Annotated in this window: 23 protein-coding genes; 16 read left to right on the forward strand and 7 right to left on the reverse strand. The window is 40.0% G+C overall.

What is annotated here, in order from left to right; all coding sequences use genetic code 11:
• The 4 genes from NV349_RS08170 (at nucleotide 1) to NV349_RS08185 (ending at nucleotide 4730) form a co-directional block, all read left to right on the forward strand.
• Nucleotides 1–753, forward strand: a complete 753-nt coding sequence (locus tag NV349_RS08170; protein ID WP_036123024.1) for an IclR family transcriptional regulator — start codon at nucleotides 1–3, stop codon at nucleotides 751–753.
• A 22-nt stretch (nucleotides 754–775) separates the two neighbouring features.
• Nucleotides 776–2350, forward strand: a complete 1575-nt coding sequence (locus NV349_RS08175) for an OPT/YSL family transporter (protein ID WP_036123027.1) — start codon at nucleotides 776–778, stop codon at nucleotides 2348–2350.
• A 16-nt stretch (nucleotides 2351–2366) separates the two neighbouring features.
• Nucleotides 2367–3410, forward strand: a complete 1044-nt coding sequence (locus NV349_RS08180; protein WP_058844692.1) for an S-methyl thiohydantoin desulfurase domain-containing protein — start codon at nucleotides 2367–2369, stop codon at nucleotides 3408–3410.
• A 705-nt stretch (nucleotides 3411–4115) separates the two neighbouring features.
• A complete protein-coding gene (locus NV349_RS08185) occupies nucleotides 4116–4730 on the forward strand; it encodes an HD domain-containing protein (protein WP_036121558.1) in 615 nt (204 codons plus the stop codon).
• Between the two features lie 53 nt (nucleotides 4731–4783).
• On the opposite strand, the gene NV349_RS23185 is transcribed toward NV349_RS08185, so the two are convergent.
• Genes NV349_RS23185 through NV349_RS08200 form a run of 5 tightly spaced genes read right to left on the reverse strand, consistent with a single transcriptional unit; the run spans nucleotide 4784 to nucleotide 5964 of the window.
• Nucleotides 4784–5080, reverse strand: a complete 297-nt coding sequence (locus NV349_RS23185) for an integrase core domain-containing protein (RefSeq protein ID WP_340808770.1) — start codon at nucleotides 5078–5080, stop codon at nucleotides 4784–4786.
• Nucleotides 5025–5375 (reverse strand): hypothetical protein, encoded by a 351-nt coding sequence (locus NV349_RS08190; protein WP_155273183.1) that lies wholly within the window; start codon nucleotides 5373–5375, stop codon nucleotides 5025–5027. The genes NV349_RS23185 and NV349_RS08190 overlap by 56 nt, the downstream gene beginning before the upstream one ends.
• Nucleotides 5363–5467: an IS3 family transposase gene (locus NV349_RS23190; protein ID WP_442916447.1), complete on the reverse strand. Its 105-nt coding sequence runs from the start codon at nucleotides 5465–5467 to the stop codon at nucleotides 5363–5365. The genes NV349_RS08190 and NV349_RS23190 overlap by 13 nt, the downstream gene beginning before the upstream one ends.
• 9 nt (nucleotides 5468–5476) lie before the next feature.
• A complete protein-coding gene (locus tag NV349_RS08195) occupies nucleotides 5477–5635 on the reverse strand; it encodes a hypothetical protein (protein ID WP_155273184.1) in 159 nt (52 codons plus the stop codon).
• Nucleotides 5636–5643: 8 nt separating this feature from the next.
• Complete coding sequence (locus tag NV349_RS08200; protein ID WP_271912921.1) at nucleotides 5644–5964, reverse strand: transposase; 321 nt, start codon at nucleotides 5962–5964, stop codon at nucleotides 5644–5646.
• 700 nt (nucleotides 5965–6664) lie between these two features.
• On the opposite strand from NV349_RS08200, the gene NV349_RS08205 reads away from it, so the two are divergent.
• The gene (locus NV349_RS08205; protein ID WP_036121539.1) at nucleotides 6665–7381 is read left to right on the forward strand and encodes a hypothetical protein; all 717 of its coding nucleotides are present in this window, start codon (nucleotides 6665–6667) and stop codon (nucleotides 7379–7381) included.
• A gap of 370 nt (nucleotides 7382–7751) precedes the next feature.
• Here NV349_RS08205 and NV349_RS08210 read toward each other — a convergent pair whose 3' ends face one another.
• Nucleotides 7752–8057 carry a hypothetical protein gene (locus NV349_RS08210; RefSeq protein ID WP_145991324.1) on the reverse strand — a complete coding sequence of 102 codons (306 nt, stop codon included), beginning with the start codon at nucleotides 8055–8057 and terminating at the stop codon, nucleotides 7752–7754.
• An 18-nt stretch (nucleotides 8058–8075) separates the two neighbouring features.
• Nucleotides 8076–8288: a hypothetical protein gene (locus NV349_RS08215; RefSeq protein WP_036121542.1), complete on the reverse strand. Its 213-nt coding sequence runs from the start codon at nucleotides 8286–8288 to the stop codon at nucleotides 8076–8078.
• 342 nt (nucleotides 8289–8630) lie between these two features.
• Here NV349_RS08215 and NV349_RS08220 point away from each other — a divergent pair, with 342 nt between their 5' ends.
• The 11 genes from NV349_RS08220 (at nucleotide 8631) to NV349_RS08270 (ending at nucleotide 22110) form a co-directional block, all read left to right on the forward strand.
• Nucleotides 8631–10517, forward strand: coding sequence for an ABC-F family ATP-binding cassette domain-containing protein (locus NV349_RS08220; protein ID WP_036121545.1), 1887 nt, complete (start codon nucleotides 8631–8633; stop codon nucleotides 10515–10517).
• A gap of 12 nt (nucleotides 10518–10529) precedes the next feature.
• Complete coding sequence (locus NV349_RS08225) at nucleotides 10530–11657, forward strand: conserved virulence factor C family protein (protein ID WP_271912927.1); 1128 nt, start codon at nucleotides 10530–10532, stop codon at nucleotides 11655–11657.
• A 384-nt stretch (nucleotides 11658–12041) separates the two neighbouring features.
• The gene (locus NV349_RS08230) at nucleotides 12042–13274 is read left to right on the forward strand and encodes a M20 family metallopeptidase (protein WP_271912928.1); all 1233 of its coding nucleotides are present in this window, start codon (nucleotides 12042–12044) and stop codon (nucleotides 13272–13274) included.
• On the forward strand, nucleotides 13271–14359 hold the full coding sequence (locus NV349_RS08235) for a tartrate dehydrogenase (protein ID WP_058844696.1): 1089 nt from the start codon (nucleotides 13271–13273) through the stop codon (nucleotides 14357–14359). The genes NV349_RS08230 and NV349_RS08235 overlap by 4 nt, the downstream gene beginning before the upstream one ends.
• Before the next feature lies 1 nt (nucleotide 14360).
• Nucleotides 14361–15107: an SDR family NAD(P)-dependent oxidoreductase gene (locus NV349_RS08240; protein ID WP_036127354.1), complete on the forward strand. Its 747-nt coding sequence runs from the start codon at nucleotides 14361–14363 to the stop codon at nucleotides 15105–15107.
• Nucleotides 15108–15117: 10 nt separating this feature from the next.
• Entirely contained in the window at nucleotides 15118–16572 is a 1455-nt protein-coding gene (locus NV349_RS08245) for an aldehyde dehydrogenase family protein (protein ID WP_271912930.1), read from the forward strand.
• A gap of 15 nt (nucleotides 16573–16587) precedes the next feature.
• Nucleotides 16588–17622: an ABC transporter ATP-binding protein gene (locus NV349_RS08250; protein ID WP_271912931.1), complete on the forward strand. Its 1035-nt coding sequence runs from the start codon at nucleotides 16588–16590 to the stop codon at nucleotides 17620–17622.
• Nucleotides 17591–18568 (forward strand): ABC transporter ATP-binding protein, encoded by a 978-nt coding sequence (locus tag NV349_RS08255; RefSeq protein WP_271912933.1) that lies wholly within the window; start codon nucleotides 17591–17593, stop codon nucleotides 18566–18568. The genes NV349_RS08250 and NV349_RS08255 overlap by 32 nt, the downstream gene beginning before the upstream one ends.
• 39 nt (nucleotides 18569–18607) lie before the next feature.
• The gene (locus NV349_RS08260) at nucleotides 18608–19570 is read left to right on the forward strand and encodes a P1 family peptidase (RefSeq protein WP_271912934.1); all 963 of its coding nucleotides are present in this window, start codon (nucleotides 18608–18610) and stop codon (nucleotides 19568–19570) included.
• 25 nt (nucleotides 19571–19595) lie between these two features.
• Nucleotides 19596–21152 carry an ABC transporter substrate-binding protein gene (locus NV349_RS08265; protein WP_249646013.1) on the forward strand — a complete coding sequence of 519 codons (1557 nt, stop codon included), beginning with the start codon at nucleotides 19596–19598 and terminating at the stop codon, nucleotides 21150–21152.
• Between the two features lie 16 nt (nucleotides 21153–21168).
• Nucleotides 21169–22110: an ABC transporter permease gene (locus tag NV349_RS08270; RefSeq protein WP_036123050.1), complete on the forward strand. Its 942-nt coding sequence runs from the start codon at nucleotides 21169–21171 to the stop codon at nucleotides 22108–22110.
• The last annotated feature ends 4 nt before the right edge of the window (nucleotides 22111–22114 follow it).

Consider the following 22114-nt stretch of genomic DNA (forward strand, 5'->3'; position numbering starts at 1 on the left):
ATGACTGTCAAGACATTAAAAAACTCATTGGATATACTAGAATGCTTTGCTACGACAGAAAACGCATTAGGTGTTCGTGAAATTTCACGCATGATGAAGTTGCCGACAAGTGTTGTGCAAAGAACCATTAATACATTTACAGAAGCGGGTTATTTAATACAGGATGAATACACTAAAAAATATAAATTAGGTTACAAAATGTACCTTTTTTATGATGTGCTATCGAATTCAAAAGACCCACACTCGACCATTTATGAATTAATGCAAAATCTTGCTAGTGAAATGAATGAATCAGTATTTCTTACTTATATGGACAATGAATATGGTGTCACAACAAAAATAGCCGAAAGCAATAAAAATGTAAAGTATGCGGTGTCTTTAGGAACGAAGACACCCCTTTACATCGGTGCCTCCTGTAAGGTGATGTTTGCCTATTTAGAGGAGAACAGACAGCTCGAATTAATAGCCTTCTTTCAAGAGGAACAATCGAAAGAAGAACATAAGTCCTACCTTGAATCATTAAAGGGAGAGCTGCAGCAAATCCGTCGCAACAACTGGTGTGGAACGGTTGGGGAGTATAATGAACATGCATTTGGCATCAGTGTACCATTATTTAACTATAAAAAAGAAATCATCGCATCTCTTACAATTTCTGGTTTGGTATATGATTTAAATGATCAAAGGGAGAAATATATGCTTGAACAGTTAGTGAAAGTAGCTCAGCAAATACAATCACACATTTCAAAACTATAACAACAATAGGGGAGCTGTCACTATGAATAATAAAGTATTACATCCTAGGGCTTTAGAGCCTGTAACGTTACTAATGATCGTCTTAACATCTGTCGTTGGGGCTATTATTGGGATTCAACTGATTACAACTTTAGGGATTTCTGCTAATACATCGATCGTTGGGGCAATATTTGCGATGATTCTCGGAAGAATACCAATAGGAAAGCTCATTGCATTCAAATCCGTGCACAGACAAAATATTATTCAAACGGCGATTTCATCGGCTACATTTAGTGCAGCAAGTAGCTTAATGCTGCCAATCGGTATTCCATACGTTTTAGGTTATGAAAATTTAGTTTTACCATTGTTTATCGGTGTTATTTTAGCGATGTTTGTTGATGCTTTATTATTATATAAATTTTTTGATACAAAGATTTTCCCGGCAGCAGGTACTTGGCCACCAGGGATTGCAACTGCTGAAGCTATTAAAGCTGGCGATAAAGGCGGTAAAAATGCAAAGGTATTAGTTGGTGGTGTATTAATCGGTATCGTGGGAGCTGTTCTTAAAATTCCAATGTCAGCTTTTGGGGTGGCGTTCATCGGCAATATTTGGGCGCTGACGATGTTTGGAATTGGTCTTTTACTAAGAGGCTATTCTGTTCAATTATTTAATGTTGATTTAAATGCCTATTATATTCCACATGGTATTATGATTGGTGCCGGAATTGTGGCTCTTTTCCAAGTAGCATTTACATTAATGAATAAACGCTCTGCTAAAAAGTCAGAAGAGTTAAGCTATTCAAAAGATGCTAAAGAAATTCGCCAAGGTTTTGGTGTAGGTTTTATTGCTTATTTAGTCATTGCATTATTAATCGCCCTTTTAGGCGGAATAATTACACATATGTCATTCGGTATGTTAATAGGCTTCATCATTTTCGCAACAATTGCAGCATTTGTCCATGAGCTAATCGTTGGTATTGCAGCGATGCATGCAGGTTGGTTCCCAGCATTTGCAGTGGCATTTATTACACTAATTGTTGGTATTTTAATAGGTTTCCCAGCACCAGCACTTGCTTTATTAGCAGGCTATAGTGCCGCTACGGGGGTAGCATTTGCCGATATGGGCTATGATTTGAAAACAGGTTTCATTTTACGTGGAAATGGTAGTGACCCAGCTTTAGAAAAAGAAGGACGCAAGCAGCAAATGATTGCGGGTATGTTAGCCTTCTCGATTTCAGCAGTAGTTGTTCTACTTTCCTATAAATCTTATTTTGCACAAGGTTTAGTAGCACCAGTGAATCATGTCTATGCAGCGACAATTCAATCAGGTGTTACAGGCGATGTAGCGAAACAATTAATGATTTGGGCGATTCCTGGTGCATTGATTCAATTAATAGGTGGTTCAAAACGACAAATGGGTATCCTGTTTGCTACTGGTTTATTACTGATTAACCCGATTGCTGGTTGGGCTGTATTAGTGGGTATCTTGCTTCGTGTTATTTTCACGTATATGACGAAAGGTAAGAGAGAATCTGAAATGACGGTCTTTGCAGCGGGTGTCATTGCTGGAGATGCGTTGTATAGCTTCTTCTCCTCTATTCTAAAAATAGGGAAATAGAAAGGAGTAAGGTTGAATGGTAAAAGTATTATCATATGAGGATGGGATTGCTGCAGTTTATGGAGGAGCAATCCTTGGTGGTGGCGGAGGTGGTCTCCTAGAGGAAGGGCTCAAGCTAGTGGAGGAAATCTTTGCTGCTGGGACACCTCAATTAATGGATATCTCTGAATTAAATCATGAGGACTTAGTGGCATGTGTAGCAATGGTCGGCGCACCATCAGCAGCCGATCAATACATTTCTAGCGAGCAGCTTTGTTGGAGCTACCATAGTATGAATCACTATTGCGATCAACGTCTGAAGGGCATCATTACGAATGAAAATGGTGCCAATACGACGATTAATGGCTGGTTACAGTCGGTCCTATTAAATGTCCCAGTCGTTGACGCTCCTTGTAATGGACGAGCACATCCGACAGGTATTATGGGTTCTTTAAATCTACATGAACAACCAAATTATCAATCCGTACAATTTTACGCAGGAGGAAAAGCTCATTTTGCAGTTCAAGGTTTTGTGGAAGGAACTTTACACAATACGGCAAAAACAGCACGCCAAGCCTCTATTTTAGCAGGTGGGCTTGTAGGCGTAACAAGAAATCCAGTGACGATTGACTATCTACAGAAGCATGGTGCACCAAATGCCATCACAATGGCCATTGAGCTTGGCTATGGCTTTTTAAAGGGACAAACTTTTGAAGAAAAATTAGCTCATGTTTTACAGCAATTGAATGGGGTACACATCGTTTCAGGTGCAGTAAAGAAATATTCATTAACGAAGGAAAATGGCTTTGATGTTGGGAAATTAGCAGTTGGTGATTATCACCTAACTTTCTGGAATGAATATATGACGTTATCGAAGGAAGGACAGGTGCAATCGAAATTTCCAGATCTCATTATGACATTCGATATCGAAAAAATGATTCCTGTGCCAAGCGCAAGTATTCAAGAGGGGATGCATGTAGCAGTTATCCACGTAGACCAAGCTAATTTGAAATTAAGTTCAACGATGCAAAATGAAGCCCTTTTACAGGAAATTGATGCAATCATTCAAGACGTACTGTAAAGAAAAAAGACAAAACAGTAAAAGCTGCCATCATCTACTTGATTGTAAGATGGGCAGCTTTTATTTGTCCTTCAGCGGGAGGGTCATACTTTTTATCAAAATTGTTCCTACTTCCTTTATCGCTTCATACATTTATGGCTTACATGTTTTTCATTCTAATGAGCACAACTCATTGAACATGGTGTTCACAAGCTGTAAACAAGGATCGTGCACGATTTTCATTAATGGGAGGAGCTACGTTCATACATACTCAAATAATTGACTAGAAGAAGGTAACAACCATTAATAAAAAACAATTCACTTTTGCTACATCTAGTGAAATCCTTTTGGTCATGCATCAAACTAACTTGTTGTTCATATTTTTTTGCATGTACATATGGCTATGCGGGTTAAACAAAGAATTTCTAAGGGAAAGTGTTCACTTTTATTTGTTTAGATGATTGGTTTTCAATACGCACGTCATCTTTAAAACAGGTTATTCAATTGTAAGCCCGCTGAAGTTGATGTTCCATTTGTCAAACACATAGCTGTTGTACACGACTAAAAAAATATGAGATACAGAACAAATAGATTGTTCTGTACGTTTATCATATAATATTCAGAAAAATTTGTCAATTGAAATGGTGTTGTTTTTTTATTTTACTACATTACCTTTTACTCGAAAAAGTACAGTATAATCTTATAGGAAAGGAATGAGAGTACATGATGGATCATTTAATGAATAAAGTACGTGAAGTATATGCACAATTTGATGCTAGTCATGATTTTCAACATATTGAACGCGTTTATCAAAACGCATTAGCTATCTTACATACCGAGCCTACAGCAGATGTTGAGGTGGTCAAAATAGCGGTGCTTTTGCATGATGTTAGTGACAAAAAGTATACTGATAGCAAGGAACAGGAAGAACAGCTTATTGCAGAGTTACCTGTTAGCGAGGAAAAAAAGCGGCATATTCGAGACTGTATCGCACAAGTGTCGTTTAATGGTGGAAATGAGCTAGAAGCAACCTCATTGGAAGCAAAGATTGTTCGAGATGCTGATCGTTTAGATGCGATTGGGGCTATTGGCATCGCTAGAACATTTGCTTACGGTGGAGCAAAAGGTCGCAAGCTATATGATAAGGACGAAGACGCACGTACAAATATGTCTGAGTCAGAATATCGTCAAAAAAATACTGCATCTGTTACGCATTTTTATGAGAAATTACTACTACTAAAAGATTTAATGGTGACAGAAAAGGGCAAGCAAATGGCCTTAGAGCGTCATCAATTTATGGAAAGCTTTTTAAAGCAATTACAGCACGAAATCGGTCAATAGCACAAAGAACCGCCTTTGAATTTACCCCTGTCAAGTAGACTGTTTTAAAAAGACTAAGCAGCTATCTGATGTCGATATTCTATCGGTGTCAGATGGTTGAGTAGTTTTTGGAAGCGTTTATAGTTATACTGTTCAACAGCTCGGATCATTTCCTCTTCAGAATGATCTTGTAAAAGATACAAACATTCTCTTTTAAAGTGTGAGAAGAATGATTCAATGCAGGTGTTATCGTGGCAATTACCTTTGCGGGAATGGCTGCCAATCATGCCAAGTTGTTCAATTGTTTGATGATATTTAAGGGATGTGTATTGAAAGCCTTGATCTGAGTGGATGATGCTTCGATAACACATTTCTTTTTGTTGTTAACCCGCTTAATGTGTCCATCATCAGCTGTAAATCATTCCATTTGCCTACTTGCCAAGCCACAATTTCGTTGTTGTTTAAATCTTGAATGGCAGACAGATATAGAAAGCCTGTTTCTGTCGGTAAATACGTAATGTCTGTGACGAATACTTCATTCTTTGCACGGTCTTTAAATTGGCGTTCTAACACATTGTCAAATGTACGTGATACTTGATTTTTCCACACGCGACGTTTCTTACGGATGATGGATTGGATGCCTAATTCGCTCATTAATCGATACACTTTTTGTGATTCACCTTAAATCCTTTATCACGTAAAGCGATTTTTATGCGTGGATAACCATACATTTTATTTGTTTGATGAATGGTTAAAATGTGTTCTTTTCAGAGGATATCATCCTGTTTCCGCAACGATACCTTGCTATTTTTCAACCACTTATAATAGCCGGAACGTTGGATTTTCGCCATTTCTGCAAGCCACGTAATCGGATAACGGTCTTTCATTTCTTCAATTATTTGATAACGATCTGGATAAGTGGGCATTCCTCCATTTACAGATTTGGGTACTGCTTTTTTAAGTATTCTATCTGTGCCTTGTAGTAGTCACGTTCTTCTTCTATATCCTTGAAGTGAATCCGTTTGCCTTTGAACGGATTTTTTACGTCTTTTGCCCCTGACCCTGAAGATGGAAGACGGTTAAACGCTTCAATCGATTCTACTTCTTTAAATTTTCTCAACCATACCTTTACTTGTGAAACATTACGAATCTCGTATTTTTCCACAACCTTTTGCATACTTTCTTCTCCCGCCAAATAAGCCTGTGCTACTTCTAATTTCAACTCATTTGAATACGTATTATTTTTTCTCGACATAGAAAAACCCCCTTAAAGTAAACTGTTATCTACAGCGTACTGTAGTTTTTTTAACATTGTCTACCTAAAGGGGATAATATCACCTTAGAAATTATTGAAATTAGCCATTATGGTTTTCAACATAGTATCACTTTTATTTGCCATTCCTAAAATTTTTATCAGTTCATTATTCCTATTTTATATTTAGTTATTTATAACCACTTTACTTACAGATATTGATAATAAAATTTATATTATCACATTTGAATCAGGAGGCAAAGCGCTACTGTTAGACCACACCCTATTGGTAGGAAATGGAGTTACCACAATTCTATAAATCCATCTTTTTTAAGTTCTTAGACTTCCTTTAGTATTAAATATATTATAAACAGTAATAAAGTTACTATGCCAATTTCATATACTATTCTCACAATATCAAGCTCATAAATTGGATAATAATCATCAACTTGGAGTTCCTTAGATTGTAATTGCCATAAAGGAACATACCTTTTATCATAAAATTCAAGTTGATGCCCCCACTTTAATGATACTGGTACAAATAATATGCCAATGCAGGAAATTATTACGAAATATACAGAGAGTAAAAATTTTTTCAACAATACCAAATCCTTTCTAATAAATGCATTATTTACATATTTTACTTTAAAAGTATATATATATGCATTATAATATGAGTGAATTACAAAAAGGAGGTAATAAAATGTTTGAAAAAGCTTTTGGTTCATTATTTTTAGCGTCAATTTTTTGTTTTTCAATAGTTCCAACATCTTTTGCGAGTACCTCTTCATCCGATTGTAAGGTAGATGGTATGAAGATTGAAAGCGAAGATACTATGACTTCAAAAATACCCATTAGCCTAGAGATGCAAACGCAATTACAGTCCTCTGAAGGTGTATCATCTGTAATTATTACAGATAAGTCAGTATTGGAAGAAATTGCAGTAGAACAAGGTTTAGAAGAAGTTCCTGTTAGAATTGAATATGAATATACACCTTCAGAAACAGACTTTAGTAAACCAGACCAAGAAGTTACTCCGTATGCGAAGGGCGAAATATGTTATGTAAAAGACTTAGGGTCTGGCTGGTATAACGAAAATTACCCATATAAAACCTTCTTTATAGATGGTCCAGATACCTTTAAAATATCAGAAAAGAAAAGTTTTAAATCAACTTTTGACGGAACTTTTGGTGCCTCTAAAGCTGGTCTCGAAGCTAAAATCGGATTTAAGTTGGAGCAGGATTTCACTGTTGAGTTCACAAGTAATACACCAATCAAAGCAGATGAAAGCATCTATTTCGAACTTTTCACAACTCACCACAAAGTTCAGTATGCTGTAGATACTGGTTCTACATGTAATTTCGGACATGCTTATAAACCAGATGGTACTTTCATTAAAAAAACCGTTTATAAAAAATAAGATTAATCACCACAAAACACAAAATCCCATGGGAAAGCAGACAGGTTTGCTTTTCCGTGGGATTCTTTTATCATTGTTTGACTAAACTTAACTTTTTTGAAACATAAATATGAGCACTAGCGTCGCATTAAAATAAATCAACGCTTTTTTAAAAAGTGAACTCGAATAAAAATTTTTTGGACTTACCCCTGTCAAGTAGACTGTTTTAAAAAGACTACGCAGTAATTTTACCCCTTAATGCATGACGATTATTGATGTTTTTTTCTAAAATGAACACAAAGTTAGCAATAGTTAAAACTAAATTTTTGACGACTGCTAACTCCATAAAAAATCCCCATTAAAAAATAGGATAGTTGTTGACATAACCCTGTTATTGTAATAAATTAGTTGAAATTTTTTTAATAAAATCGGCCGTACTTGCATATTGAGCAATTTCAGCACCCGTAAAATGTATCGAATTATCTGAACTCTCTTCTATAAAGCTGTATCGTTTTTCAAATAGCATAAATATCGTGTTGAACTCTTCTTCTAGGTGGCTATTTGCCTGTGTTAAGCTATGGTCCTTGAAATAGATTTGGACAAATATATTCGTGCATTTGCCCTTGTCATTTGTTGCTCTACATTTGAACCAATAATCATTGTATTTTGAATCAAACGTAAAACGGCGATTTTGCACTTTTTCTTTTTCTGCAACTCATTTTTTATTTTCATAAAAACTAGCAACTTCCCAATTTGATTTCTTGATTGAAACTAATAATTCTTCCTTTATGTCTATGCTCTCAGCAAGCATCATATCAAAGCCAATAGCAGTACTTTGGCTAACTTCTTTCCTATCTGTTACGTTTACATGGTCAATGTTTGCCCCACTCTGTTTGACTAACTTTAGTAATTCAAAAAAACGATCCAAGTCTTGTTCCTCAAAATACGCAATGTCTAACGCAGTAAGGGAATAAAGATTTGCCCAAATATTTTTATCAGAAATAAATAGTAATTCATCATCGGTAGAAACGGCAAACCATTGCTTGTATTACATTCGTATCTAAACCACAGGACATAGAACAAGGAATCATCAAGCTTTGTCAGCTTATGCACACGAATTTACAGGACATTCACCCATCGTAAGTACGGGTTGTTGTTCTTTGTTTACCTGTCAAATGATGTTATGATGAATAATGGATATCAATAATCGTCTACATAAAAATCGTGTGGGCATGAACAATACCTAACATGAAAGAGATGGAATAGTGGAATGAGTCATTTAATCGTACAAAATCTAACCAAAACGGTGGGCGATAAAACGCTTTTTCAAAATATTGAATTTACCATTTATGAAGGAGAGCGAGCAGGCTTAATCGGTATTAATGGAACGGGCAAATCAACCCTGTTATCCATTTTAGCTGGAGATATAGAAGCAGACATGATAACAGTCGATCGTCCGAATAAATACCGTGTTGCCTATTTGCCACAGGAGCCGACATTTAATGCTGGAGAAACGGTTTTACAGGCTGTCTTTGCAGGCGATTCACCGATTTTACAACTCAATCGCCAATATGAAGATACAGTAGCTGCACTAGCTGTCAACCCAACATCCGAAAGTTTACAAAAGACATTGTTTAGTCTGCAACAGCGCATGGATGAAGAGCAGGCATGGGATGTTAATGCCCTTGCGAAAACGGCATTAACGAAGCTAGGCATCGAAACATTCGATAAAGAGGTGTTAACGCTATCAGGTGGTCAGCAAAAACGAGTTGCCTTAGCCAAAGTGTTAATTGAACCTGCAGATCTTTATTTATTGGATGAACCTACCAACCATTTAGATGTGGAGTCAACGGAGTGGCTCCAAGAAATGGTGCTACGTCTAAAGGGTGCAGTCATTTTCATCACCCATGATCGTTATTTCCTCGATGAATTATCGACACATATTTATGAGCTTGCAGATCAAACGTTGTATCGTCATACAGGAAATTATGGTGATTATTTAGAGTCACGTGCTATTCGTGAGGAAATGAAGGCTGCCTCTGCGCAAAAGGATCGCAACCGTTATCGTTCAGAGTTGAAATGGATTCGTCGTGGTGCGAAGGCACGTTCAACTAAGCAAAAAGCGCGTATTCAACGCTTTGAAAAGCTGGAGGATAACCTAGAGCGCAAATCAGAGGATGTTTCATTGGAATTGGGCCTTGCAACTACACGCCTTGGTCGAAAAGTGCTAGAGGCTGAAAATATTTCGAAAGCCTTCGGACAGCAAAAAATTCTTGAACACTTTTCATTTTTACTACAGCAGGGGGACCGTATCGGCATTATTGGTGCGAATGGTGTAGGAAAATCAACTTTATTGAACATGCTGGCAGGTGAGCTAACACCCGATCAAGGTGAAATTCTTGTAGGGTCAACAGTGAAGCTGGCACATTTCAAGCAAACATTGCCGAAAATGAATGAAAATGAGCGTATGATTGAATATATACGTGAGGCTTCTAATGATATTACCGATGCAGAGGGCGTTCGCTATTCAGCAGCTCAAATGTTAGAGCGCTTTTTATTCCCGCTGCACGCACATGGTACACCCATTGGAAAATTATCTGGTGGTGAGCGCAAACGTCTTCATTTATTACGTTTATTAATGGAGCAACCAAATGTTTTATTACTTGATGAGCCAACCAATGACCTGGATATTGAGACATTGGGTGTGTTAGAGGATTTCATTGAGCATTTCCCTGGCGTTGTCATCACGATTTCCCATGACCGTTTCTTCCTAGACCGAATTGCGAAAAAGCTATGGATATTGGATGGACAAGGACAGGTAGAGGAAACGCTGGATCTATACAGTGAGTATTTAGAGAAGCGCGAGCAGGCAGCTACTGTCAAAGCAGAGGCGCCAAAAGTCGAAAAGGCGAAGACCGAAAAGCCAAAATCAGACAAGAAAAAGCTATCGTTTAAAGAGCAAAAGGAATGGGAAACGATTGCAGATGACATTGAAAAGACGGAAACAGCCATTATGGAGACTGAAGACGGAATCGCGAATGCGGGCTCAGATTTTACAAAATTACAGGAATTAACAGCCAAGTTGGATGAGCTAAATGCTCACTATGAGCATCTGATTGAAAGATGGTCTTATTTAGATGAAATTGTCAACGGATAAGGAGCGATAGACATGAAGATTATTACAATTGAACCGACGCCAAGTCCCAATTCGATGAAGATTGTCGTTGATACAGAGCTACCGTTCGGGAAAAGCTATAATTTTACAAAGGATAATAAAGACGAGGCAACTGACGAGGCTGCAGCCATTTTAGCTATTGAAGGGGTAAAGGGCGTTTACCACGTAGCCGATTTCTTTGCTGTTGAGCGTAATGCCAAATATGCATGGGAAGGTATTCTCGCAAGCATTCGTCAAGTGTTAGGGGAAGATGTACAAACACAAGATGAAACCGTTGTAGCCAATGAATTTTATGGTGAGGTTTATGTGCATGTACAGTTTTACAAGCAAGTGCCACTACAAGTAAAAGTTTTTGATAATCAGCGCGAACATCGTGTTAGCTGTGGTGACCGCTTTGTTGATGCCTTTAATCAAATTATTGAGTCGGCAGTAGATGAAAACTATATTTTCCAACGCAAATGGATTGATTATGGTGTACGCTATGGCGAGCTTGAGGATATAGCAGAAACAGTCAAGCAGGAGATCGATGTCACGTATTCTGCGGAGCGTTTAGCAGAAATTGTCACAGCTATTAATAATGATGATGAAAAAGCAGCTATTAAAACAGCTAAAATAAAAGTGACAGTGGAGCAGTTCAATCAACCAGAATGGGAGAAACGCTTCCAGTTGCTCGATCAAATGGCTGATCCAGAGCTAGATGATTTACCATTACTTGATTTGGCCTTACAGGATGAACAAATGTCCATTCGTCGACTAGCGACTGTCTACTTAGGCATGATTGAAGATGTGGCTGTTGTGCCTTATTTAGAAAGAGCCTTACAGGATAAAAGTGCAGCGGTACGTCGAACAGCAGGCGACTGTATGAGTGATCTTGGCCTTGTAGAATTTGAAGAAGCCATGCAGCAAGCCTTACAGGATAAAAACAAATTGGTTCGCTGGCGTGCAGCGATGTATTTATATGAGGTCGGCACGGAGCAATCTTTACCAGCACTAAAAGCGGCTGAGGATGATAAAGAATTCGAAGTGAAATTACAAGTGAAAATGGCTATTGCTCGTATCGAACAAGGTGAGGAAGCAAAAGGCTCGGTCTGGAAGCAAATGACCGAATCCCGTCAACAATAAACAGGAAAAAACCAGCAGCTGCTGGTTTTTTTCGTTTTAGGAGGGGATAGGGTGGTTCGCTCTCAAATAAAAGAAAAGGTCGCTCATAAGTAGCGTGAGGCTCAGCTCTAAAAGGAGAACAAGTCTTTCAAAAGTAGGATGCACCGACTCACTCACTATAAAATCAAGCACCCCAAAATCGAACCATAAACTCTTCTTTATTCAAAAAATCTATCAAAAATTCATGTAAAACAGAATAATTTGTCATTTTCTAGCGTTTTATTGCTAAACAAAAAGTTAAGGTCATTCTAGGAATCATTAACATATTGTCTAGTTTCATAGAGAAAGGACAATGATAAAATGATATAAATTCAGAATATTCTATAAAAATAGGAGGGCCTTTGCATGACAGTAACTAGTTTGAAAGCAACGAAATCGTATGTGCGTGATCGGGAGGCGGTCATTGCATTAACACAGAAGCTTGTGCGAATTGAAAGCGTTTACCGTGAGAACGATCCGAAGGGTAATGAGCAAGAGGTGGCAACTTTTGTAGCCTCTTATTTACGAGATATTGGCATCGAAACGCATGTAGAGGAAGTTGTGCCAGGGCGACCGAATGTAATTGGCATTATTGATTCGGGCAAGCCTGGGAAAACATTACTTTTCGAAGGACATACAGATGTCGTGACAGAGGGCAATCGAGAGGCTTGGGCTTATGATCCATTTGGAGCAGAGATTGTGGATGGGCGTATGTATGGTAGGGGAACGAATGATACAAAGGGGAATCTGGCTTGTATGATTACGGCTTGCCAGTCATTGCTGCTAGATCGAGAGGAGTTTACTGGCAAGATTATTTTATGTATTCCTTGTGATGAAGAGGGGCTAATGCTTGGCATTAAGCATTTTATTAAAAATGGCTGGGCTGATGGAGTGGATGGTGCGATTATCTGTGAGCCACAGGAAAATAATGTATGTATTGCACAGCGTGGGGCCATACGTTTACAAGTAGATATTTTCGGTAAAATGGCGCATGGTGCTATTTCGTGGAGCGGTATAAATCCAAACTGGCGTATGGCGCGTTTTATCGTAGAACTTGAAAAATTGGAAAAAGAGGAGCAAGCACGATTAGGGCGTGATCCGATGCTGAATTGGCCATCTATCACACCAACGATTTTACGTGCGCCGGTTAAAGGTGATGCACAAATCAATGTCATTCCAGATCATTGTATGACGACGCTCGACATCCGCACGGTGCCTGCTCAGGATCATGATGAGCTAGTAGGCAAAATCGAGGCCATTATTAAACGATTACAAGCAGATGACCCTGATTTTAAAGTCGAACTAACGGTGCTTGATAATCGGCCAGCTACTGCAACGGCTAAGGAAGATCCTGTGGTACAGGCTATTTATGAGGCAGTGGCAGAGGTGACGGAGAAAGAACCGAAATATAATGGTGTTCCGGGTGCGACAGATGGTACGTTTCTTCATGTTCATGGCATCCCGATTGTGACGGTCGGTGCTGGAGATCGCGAAATCCCTCATCAAATCAATGAATATGTAGAGCTTGAAGAATTAGCAGAAACAACGGCTATTTACCGTTTAGCAGCATTAAAATTTTTGGCGGGTGATGAACAATGACGTCAATAAAAATGGCCGTCATACCAGGGGATGGCATAGGAAAAGAGGTAATGCAGGAAGCATTAAAGGTGCTGACATGTTTGCAGGAACAGGACAGTTCCTTACACATTGAAACGACCATTTTTCCTTGGAGCTCTGATTATTATGTGCAGCACGGCTGTATGATGCCCGAGAATGCATTGGAAACACTTCAAACATATGATGCGATTTTATTTGGTGCAATTGGCGATGCTCGTGTGCCAGATGATGTCACGGTTTGGCAATTAATTATGCCTATTCGGAAACATTTCCAGCAGTATGTGAATTTCCGTCCTATTAAATCGTTGCCAGGGATAGCATCTCCTTTAACGAATGGTAAAGACATTGACTTTGTCATCTTCCGTGAAAATGCGGAGGGCGAATATTCGGATAGTGGTGGTCGACTGTATCAGCAGCAGCCACAGGAAATGACCATTCAAAATACCATTATGACGCGGATTGGCATTGAAAAAATTGTCCGAGCTGCCTGTAATTATGCCAAGCAACATGGTAAAACCAATATCACCAGTGCGACAAAATCGAATGCCATTATTCATTCGATGAAATTTTGGGATGAACAGACAAAAAAAACGGTGGCACAAAGCTCATCAGACCTACAGTTGAAATCCATTTATATTGATGCTTTGGTAGCCTATTTTGTCGAACGTCCACAGGATTTCGAGGTGGTTGTGGCGTCCAATTTATTCGGCGATATTTTATCCGATTTAGGCTCAGCTATTGTCGGGGGACTTGGTCTGTCTCCATCGGCAAACCTGAATCCAGAAAAGGATTTTCCATCGATGTTTGAGCCTGTTCATGGGTCTGCACCAGATATTGCAGGTAAGGGCATTGCTAACCCCATTGCACAAATTTGGTCGCTTGCCTTACTTCTTGGACATCAAGGTAGAAGCGATTTAGAACAGCTCATTGTTAAGGCGATTACAACAGTGCTACAGGAAGGTATCGTAAAGACAGCAGATATTGGTGGACAAGCGACAACGGCACAAATGGGCGATGCAATTTGTCAGGAAATCATTAATAGGACTTTAACAGCAGGAGGTGTTTAGGATGGCAATCGAGCAAAAGGTGGTCGTAGTTACAGGTGCAGGAGGCGGTATGGGAAAAGCGATTATTCAAGAGCAGCTAAAGCAGGGTAATCAGGTTGTAGGGCTTGATTTATCAATAGATGCACTATCAGATATCGCCCATGATTCATTACAATGTGTTGAAGTCAATGTATTGCAGGAGGAACGTGTTCAAAGCATTTGCCAACAGGTTTTTGACAAGTATGGCAGAATAGATGGCCTTGTCAATGCACTAGGAATTGCCCAGTCAGCGACACCGATTGAGCAGGTCACGATGGATGAGTGGAACCGTTTAATGGATGTCAATGTAAAAAGCTTGTTTATCACGACAAAAGCAGTTGTTCCTTTTATGAAAAAACAGCAAGGGGGCTCCATTATTACAATAGCCTCTATTTCTGCCGTGCGTCCTAGACCAGGCTTACAGGCTTATATTGCCTCAAAGGGGGCGGCAGAAAGCTTTACAAGAGGGCTTGCAATTGAACTTGCATCAAGCCAAATTCGCGTTAATACGATTCATCCAGGCCCAGCTGACACACAAATGCTTGGTCAATTTGCTGCACAGGATGCTGATATAGAGCAAACGAAGCAAAATGTGTTTGTGCAGTCTGTCCCACTTGGGCGCTTAGTACAGCCAGCGGATATAGCAGGGGCAGTCAGCTATTTATTGTCTGATGCGGCAAGTATGGTCACTGGAACGACATTGCATGTAGATGGTGGTCGTGGATTATAGGAGGGGTACGATGAGAAAAATTCCTATGTTAATTAATAGGGAGTGGGTTCATGGTGAAGAAGAGACATACTTAGCAGTTAAAAATCCCTCGACTGGGGAAGTGATTGCACAAATTAGCAATGCAAGTAAAGCGCATGTGGAACAAGCAGTACATTCAGCCCGTCTAGCGTTTGAAGGACAAGACTGGCGTCAATGGAAGGCCTATGAACGGGGGCAGTTATTAATTGAATTTGCCCATTATATTCGACAGCATGCAGAGGAATGGAGTTTACTAGAATGTCGAGACGTAGGAAAGCCCTTATCACAGGCAAGAGCAGATATTGAAGCAGCGGCTCGCTATTTTGAATTTTATGGTGGTGCAGCGGATAAGGTGATGGGGGATACCATTCCGATTGAGGATGGACTATTAAATGCGGTAGTGCTAGAGCCAGTTGGCATTACGGTACATATTGTGCCATGGAATTATCCGATTCAAATTACGGCAAGAAGTGTCGCAGCGGCTATAGCAACTGGTAATGCTGTGATTGTGAAAAGTGCAGAGGATACACCCCTGACAACACATGCCATCGCTGAATGGTTTGCCAATAAAGTGCCGAAAGGGATTTTCCAGCATATTACAGGATTGGGGCGAGAGGTTGGGCTCTATTTAACGTCACATCCCGATATTAATCATATTACGTTTACGGGTTCTGTGCCGACAGGGATAGCGGTGATGAAGGCAGCAGCAGAAAATGTTGTGCCTGTGACATTAGAGCTTGGAGGAAAATCGCCTAATATTGTGTTTGCAGATGCCGATATGGAGCAAGCATTAGAGGGGGTTGTACGTGCCATTATTCAAAATGCCGGTCAAACTTGCTCTGCAGGGGCACGTTTACTCATTGAAGAAAGTATTAAAGATACATTCATTGCACAACTAGCGCAAAAATTCCAAGCGATACAAGTTGGACCTGGGGAAGCGGATATGGATATGGGACCGCTATTAAATGAACGCCAATATACGAAAATCACGGCATTATTACAACAAGCAAAGACAGATGGCTATGTGATTACGGGTGGCGAACCAGTGACGATAAAAGGCTATGAAAAGGGCTTTTATGTACAGCCAACTATACTGGATGGCGTTGATCCAAATGATCCATTAGCGCAGGAAGAAATTTTCGGCCCTGTCTTAACCGTCCTGCCATTTTCCAGCGCAGACGAGGCTATTGCATTAGCCAATAGCACTGACTACGGCTTAGTTGCTGGTGTTTGGTCACAGCATATTGATACGGCTCATTATGTGGCAAGTCGTGTGCAGGCTGGCCAAGTATTTGTCAATAATTATGGGGCTGCAGGTGGCATTCAAATGCCGTTTGGCGGCTATAAAAAAAGCGGAATTGGTCGAGAGAAGGGCTTTGTTGCACTGCGAAACTATACGCAAATGAAAAACATCGCTATACGCTATGCACCACCTAATCAACAGTGAGATGGAGGGACGCATATGGAACAGCCAAAAGAAAAAGAAGTGCTTTTAGAGGTCAATCAATTATCCATCCAATTTCAGTTAAAAAATGGCAAAGAGGCGAAGGTTGTTGAAGATGTAAACTTTACTATTCATAAAGGAGAAACCGTTGCACTGGTAGGTGAATCAGGAAGCGGCAAAAGTATCACATCCTTAGCGATTATGCGTTTACTGCCCATACCACCAGGTGAAATTACAGCAGGTTCCATTGCCTTAAACGGTAAAAATCTACTCGCCTATAAACAGAAAGAGATGAGCCGTATTCGTGGTAATGAAATTAGTATGATTTTTCAAGAGCCTATGACCTCTTTAGATCCCGTCTTTACGATTGGCAATCAAATGATTGAGGGCATTCGCAGACATCAAAAGGTATCGAGAAAAGAGGCATGGAAGAAAGCATTACTACTTTTACAGGAGGTAGGGATTGCCAATGCAGAAAAGGTGATTGCTGAATATCCTCATCAACTATCAGGGGGAATGCGGCAACGTGTCATGATTGCTATTGCGATGTCTAATAATCCGCAGCTATTGATTGCAGATGAACCAACCACAGCACTGGATGTGACGGTACAGGCACAAATTTTAAAGCTGATGCTGAAAATGAAGAAAGACCATCAGTCGGCCATCTTATTTATTACACATGATATGAGTGTTGTTGCAGAAACAGCCGATCGTGTCATGGTGATGTATGCAGGGCAAATTGTCGAGGAAGCTCCAGTGAGAGAGCTCTTTTTAAATCCGCAGCATCCTTATACAACTGCTCTCTTAAAAACGATGCCTAGCCTTGATTCAGATGTCAAAAGGCTGCCGTCGATCCCTGGCACCGTACCACCAGCGTATGCATTGCCTGATGGCTGTCGCTTTGCCCCACGCTGTCCACATGCGATGGCACATTGTCATGTGGAGCAACCGGCTATCCATTACATTCAAGAGGCACATAAAGTACGCTGTCATTTATTCACAGAGAAAGGGGAGCTGGCTCATGATGGAGAAAGAAGTTTTGCTGGAAATTAATCATTTAAAAGCCTACTTTCCTGTGAAACGCAAATCGATGAAGGAAGAAAAAAAGGTCATCAAGGCGGTTGACGATATTTCAATAGAGATTTTTAGAGGAGAAACATTGGGCATTGTAGGAGAATCAGGCTCAGGCAAATCAACCTTTGGGCGAACGATTTTAAAGCTCGTTGAACCAACAGCAGGGGAAGTATTGTATAAAGGGCAGCCAATCCAGCATTTAAAGGGCAGTAAGCTACAAAGTTATCGCAATCAAATGCAAATGATTTTTCAAGATCCCTTTTCCTCCCTTAATCCTCGGATGCGGGTAGGCTCTATTATCGAGGAACCGATGAAACTGCAATTAACATTGACGAAGGAACAACGAAAAGAGCGTGTGAAGGAGCTCTTACAAAAGGTAGGGCTACCTGAGGATGCCATGCATAAGTTTCCGCATGAATTTTCTGGTGGGCAGCGACAACGAATTGGTATTGCCCGAGCATTAGCGATACACCCAGAATTCATTATTGCTGATGAGCCGGTATCTGCTCTGGATGTGTCGGTGCAATCGCAAGTTCTTAATCTCATGATGGATTTACAAGATGAATTTCAATTAACTTATTTATTTATTTCACATGACTTAAGTGTTGTGAAGCATATTAGTGACCGTGTGGCAGTGCTGTATTTAGGAAGAGTTGTGGAGATTGGGACAAAGAAGGAGCTCTACGCCAATCCATTACATCCCTACACACAAGCATTGCTATCTGCTATACCAGTCGTTAATTTTGATGAGCCGAAACAAGAAATACTTTTACAAGGTGAATTACCAAGTCCAATGAATCCACCTGTTGGCTGTGTCTTTCATACCCGTTGTCCATTTGTGATGGAAAGATGTGATCAGGAAAGACCGATGCTTCAACATGAAAATGACCATCAACGAGTGGCTTGCTTTTTATATGATAAATAATCAGAAAATTAAATTTATTTTGGAGTGGAGGTATTGCAGATGTTTGGCAATATAACGGATGTGCCAGGTGTCAAAGTCGGACATCGTGAAAATAAGGAAGGGATTACAGGCTGCACGGTGCTATTAGTAGAAAGTGGGGCGGTGTGTGGAGTGGATGTTCGAGGCTCTGCACCAGGCACTCGTGAAACAGATGCATTAGACCCTATTAATGAAATTGATCGAGTCCACGCCATCTGTTTAGCTGGGGGCAGCGCCTTCGGATTAGATGCTGCCACAGGTGTCATGCAATTTTTAGCCGAGCAAGGAATTGGCGTCGATGCAGGTGTGGCAAAAATACCGATTGTGCCGAGTGCTGTTCTCTTTGACTTATTTATCGGTGATCCTCATGCTCGACCTACTGCGCAAATGGGCTATGAAGCGGCACAAGCAGCACAAGTTGGCCCATTTACCAATGGCAATATAGGTGCTGGCTATGGCGCAACTATTGGCAAACTAGCAGGACCTAATTTTGCGATGAAGGGTGGGCTTGGTAGTGCTTCCTATGCGGGGAAAGATGGTCTCGTAGCAGGAGCCATCGTGGCAGTGAATGCCGTGGGAGATGTCAAGGACCCTGCTACACGGAAAATTTTAGCAGGAGCCAGAGATGCGCATTCTGGTCAGTGGGTGGATTGCTGTGCCTATTTAGAGCAGCATGCACAATCAGAGGCATTAGCTGGCACTAATACAACGATCGGTGTGGTAGCAGTGAATGCCAAGTTAACGAAGGCAGAGGCTAAAAAAATTGCACAGCTTACGCAAAATGCTTTAGCACGAACGATTTATCCCGTTCATACCATGCTGGATGGCGATACGATTTTTGTGCTAGGGACAGGCGATCAACCTTATGCACTTGATTATCTAGGACATTTAGCAACAAAGGTAATGGAGGAAGCCATTCTCGCTGGCATTAAAGGCGCTGATAAATTGGCAGATGTTGAAAGCTATACAAGCATTCAAAGATAGGCATATGGGAAAAGGGGGAACGACTATGCAATGGAAAAAAAGAGGACTGATGCTCGTGACATTGTTATTAGCAATTATCATGACAGCATGTTCAGGTGATGGAAAGAAAAATACGACAGGTTCAAGTTCTATAGATGGTCAAACGGTAGCCGATGTTCCACAGGAAATCGTTGTACGTGTCAATGACGATCCAGATTTTTTAGATCCACATAAGGCTACAGCGTCTATTTCCTATCAAATGATTCTTAATCTGTTTGAAGGGCTTATGGCACCTGAAACGGATGGTTCCTTGAAAGAGGGGCTTGCAGAGAGCTACGACATCTCAGAGGATGGTTTAACGTATACGTTTAAAATACGCCAAGGTGTGAAGTTTCATAATGGTGATGATTTAACGATGGAGGATATCCAATATTCCTTTGACCGTTTAATGGGGAAAAATGGTGGGGAGAAAATGTCTAATAACTTTGATAATGTGGCATCTACGGAGGCACCTGATGCGACTACATTTATTATCAAGTTAAAAGAGCCGAACTCTAATTTCTTGTATTCATTAACAGCAAGACAATCAGCTATTATTCCTAAAAGTAATGATGGTAAGCATAATGAAAACCCAATTGGGACAGGACCATTTGCCTTTGTAAAATACGCACCTGGCACCAATTTAGAGCTCAAGAAAAATGAGCAGTATTGGCAGGAAGGATTGCCTTATTTGAATAAAGTAACCTTTGCCTTCCAATCAGATGATCAGGCAGCCATTATGAGCTTGATGGCGAATGAGGTAGATTTAACGAGTGTTCCTTGGCATCGTGTTGGTGAGGTAGAGGGTAGCTATAATTTATCCCATCAAAATAATAACTCATCATTAATCGTTACTTTTAACGAAACAAAGGCACCTTTTGATAATGTGAAGGTTCGTCAAGCGATCAATTACGCCATTAGTAAATCCGATATTATTGATTCTGTATTTGCGGGCTATGCTGTTCCTCTTGGATCTAATATGAGTCCAGCAATGGGAGACTTCCAAAAGAAGGGCTTAGAAAGCATGTATGAGCGAGATGTGGAAAAAGCGAAAGCCTTATTAGCGGAAGCGGGTTATCCTGATGGCTTTAAAACAAAAATAACGGTGTCTTCACATAATGATATTTACTCAAATATTGCCCAAATTGTAGTGGCTAATTTGCAGGAAATTGGCATTGATGTAGAAATTGAAGTAGTTGAATGGGGTATCTGGCTAGATCGTGTGTACTTTGGTCGCGACTATGAGATGACAACGATTGATTTAACAGGTCGTGCATCTGCCTTTGAAATTTTGAATGACTATATCTCCACAAATGATAGTGAAAACTTCTTCCTGTTTAAAAACGAAGAATACGACAAAATTATGGCTGATGTCTTGAAGGAAACTGATCAAGCTAAACAAATCGACTACTACCATCGTGCACAGGAAATTTTAGCAGAGCAAGCCACTGCGGTTTACATTGCTGATTATCAAATCGTGTGGGGTACTGACAAACAAGTGACGGGGCTTAAAAGTTATCCATTCTGGTTCCATGATATGTCTGAGGTTAAGTTTTCAAACTAGAAAGGGATGAATGCTTATGATGTATATCCTACGTCGAATCATCCTGTTAATAATCACCATCCTTCTAGTATCCATCATTACATTTGGCGTTTTTCAAATATTACCTGGTGATCCGGTTCGCACGATGTTAGGGACGGAGGCGGATCCCACACAAATTGAAAATTTACGATCTGAGCTCGGCTTGGATCGTCCTCTTTATGAACAATATGTAGATTGGATGAAGGGCTTATTGACAGGGCAATTAGGGAATTCCATTCGATTTTCCATGCCAGTAAAAGAATTATTATTTGATCGACTTCCTGTCACCATGTCATTAGCAGGGCTTACCCTTATTATGGTCTTAATCATTTCCTTACCTTTAGGGATGTTTGCTGCAAGAAGACAAAATAAATTAAGTGATGTGTCATTATCCACTATGACGCAAATTGGGATGGCAGTACCATCCTTTTGGCTAGGGATGATGCTTATTCTTTACATTGGCTTACAGTTTAGCTTCTTTAAAATTAGTGGCTATATTCCTTGGACCCAAAGTATAGCAGGAGCACTTAGCACGCTTATTCTTCCAGCTTTAACGATTGCCATTCCACAAATTGCGGTGAATTTCCGTTATGTCCGTACAGCTATTCTAGAACAAGTCCAACTCGATTATGTCCGTACAATTCGCAGTAAAGGGATGTCTGAACAAAATGTAATGTATAAGCATGTATTAAAAAATTCGATGATCCCGATTTTAACGGTTTTTGGTTTGATCATGGCAGAGGTAGTAGCAGGAACGATTATTGTGGAGCAGGTGTTTTCCTTGCCAGGTATCGGTCAGCTACTAATTACGGCTATTAGTAATCGTGATTTTCCACTTGTGCAGGGGATTGTCATGTATATTACAGTAGCTGTCGTCATGATTAATTTTATCGTTGATGTTTTATATTCTGTGTTGGACCCTAGAATTCGATTACGTTAAGAGG

The organism is Lysinibacillus sp. OF-1 (assembly GCF_028356935.1).
GTDB lineage: Bacteria > Bacillota > Bacilli > Bacillales_A > Planococcaceae > Lysinibacillus > Lysinibacillus fusiformis_D.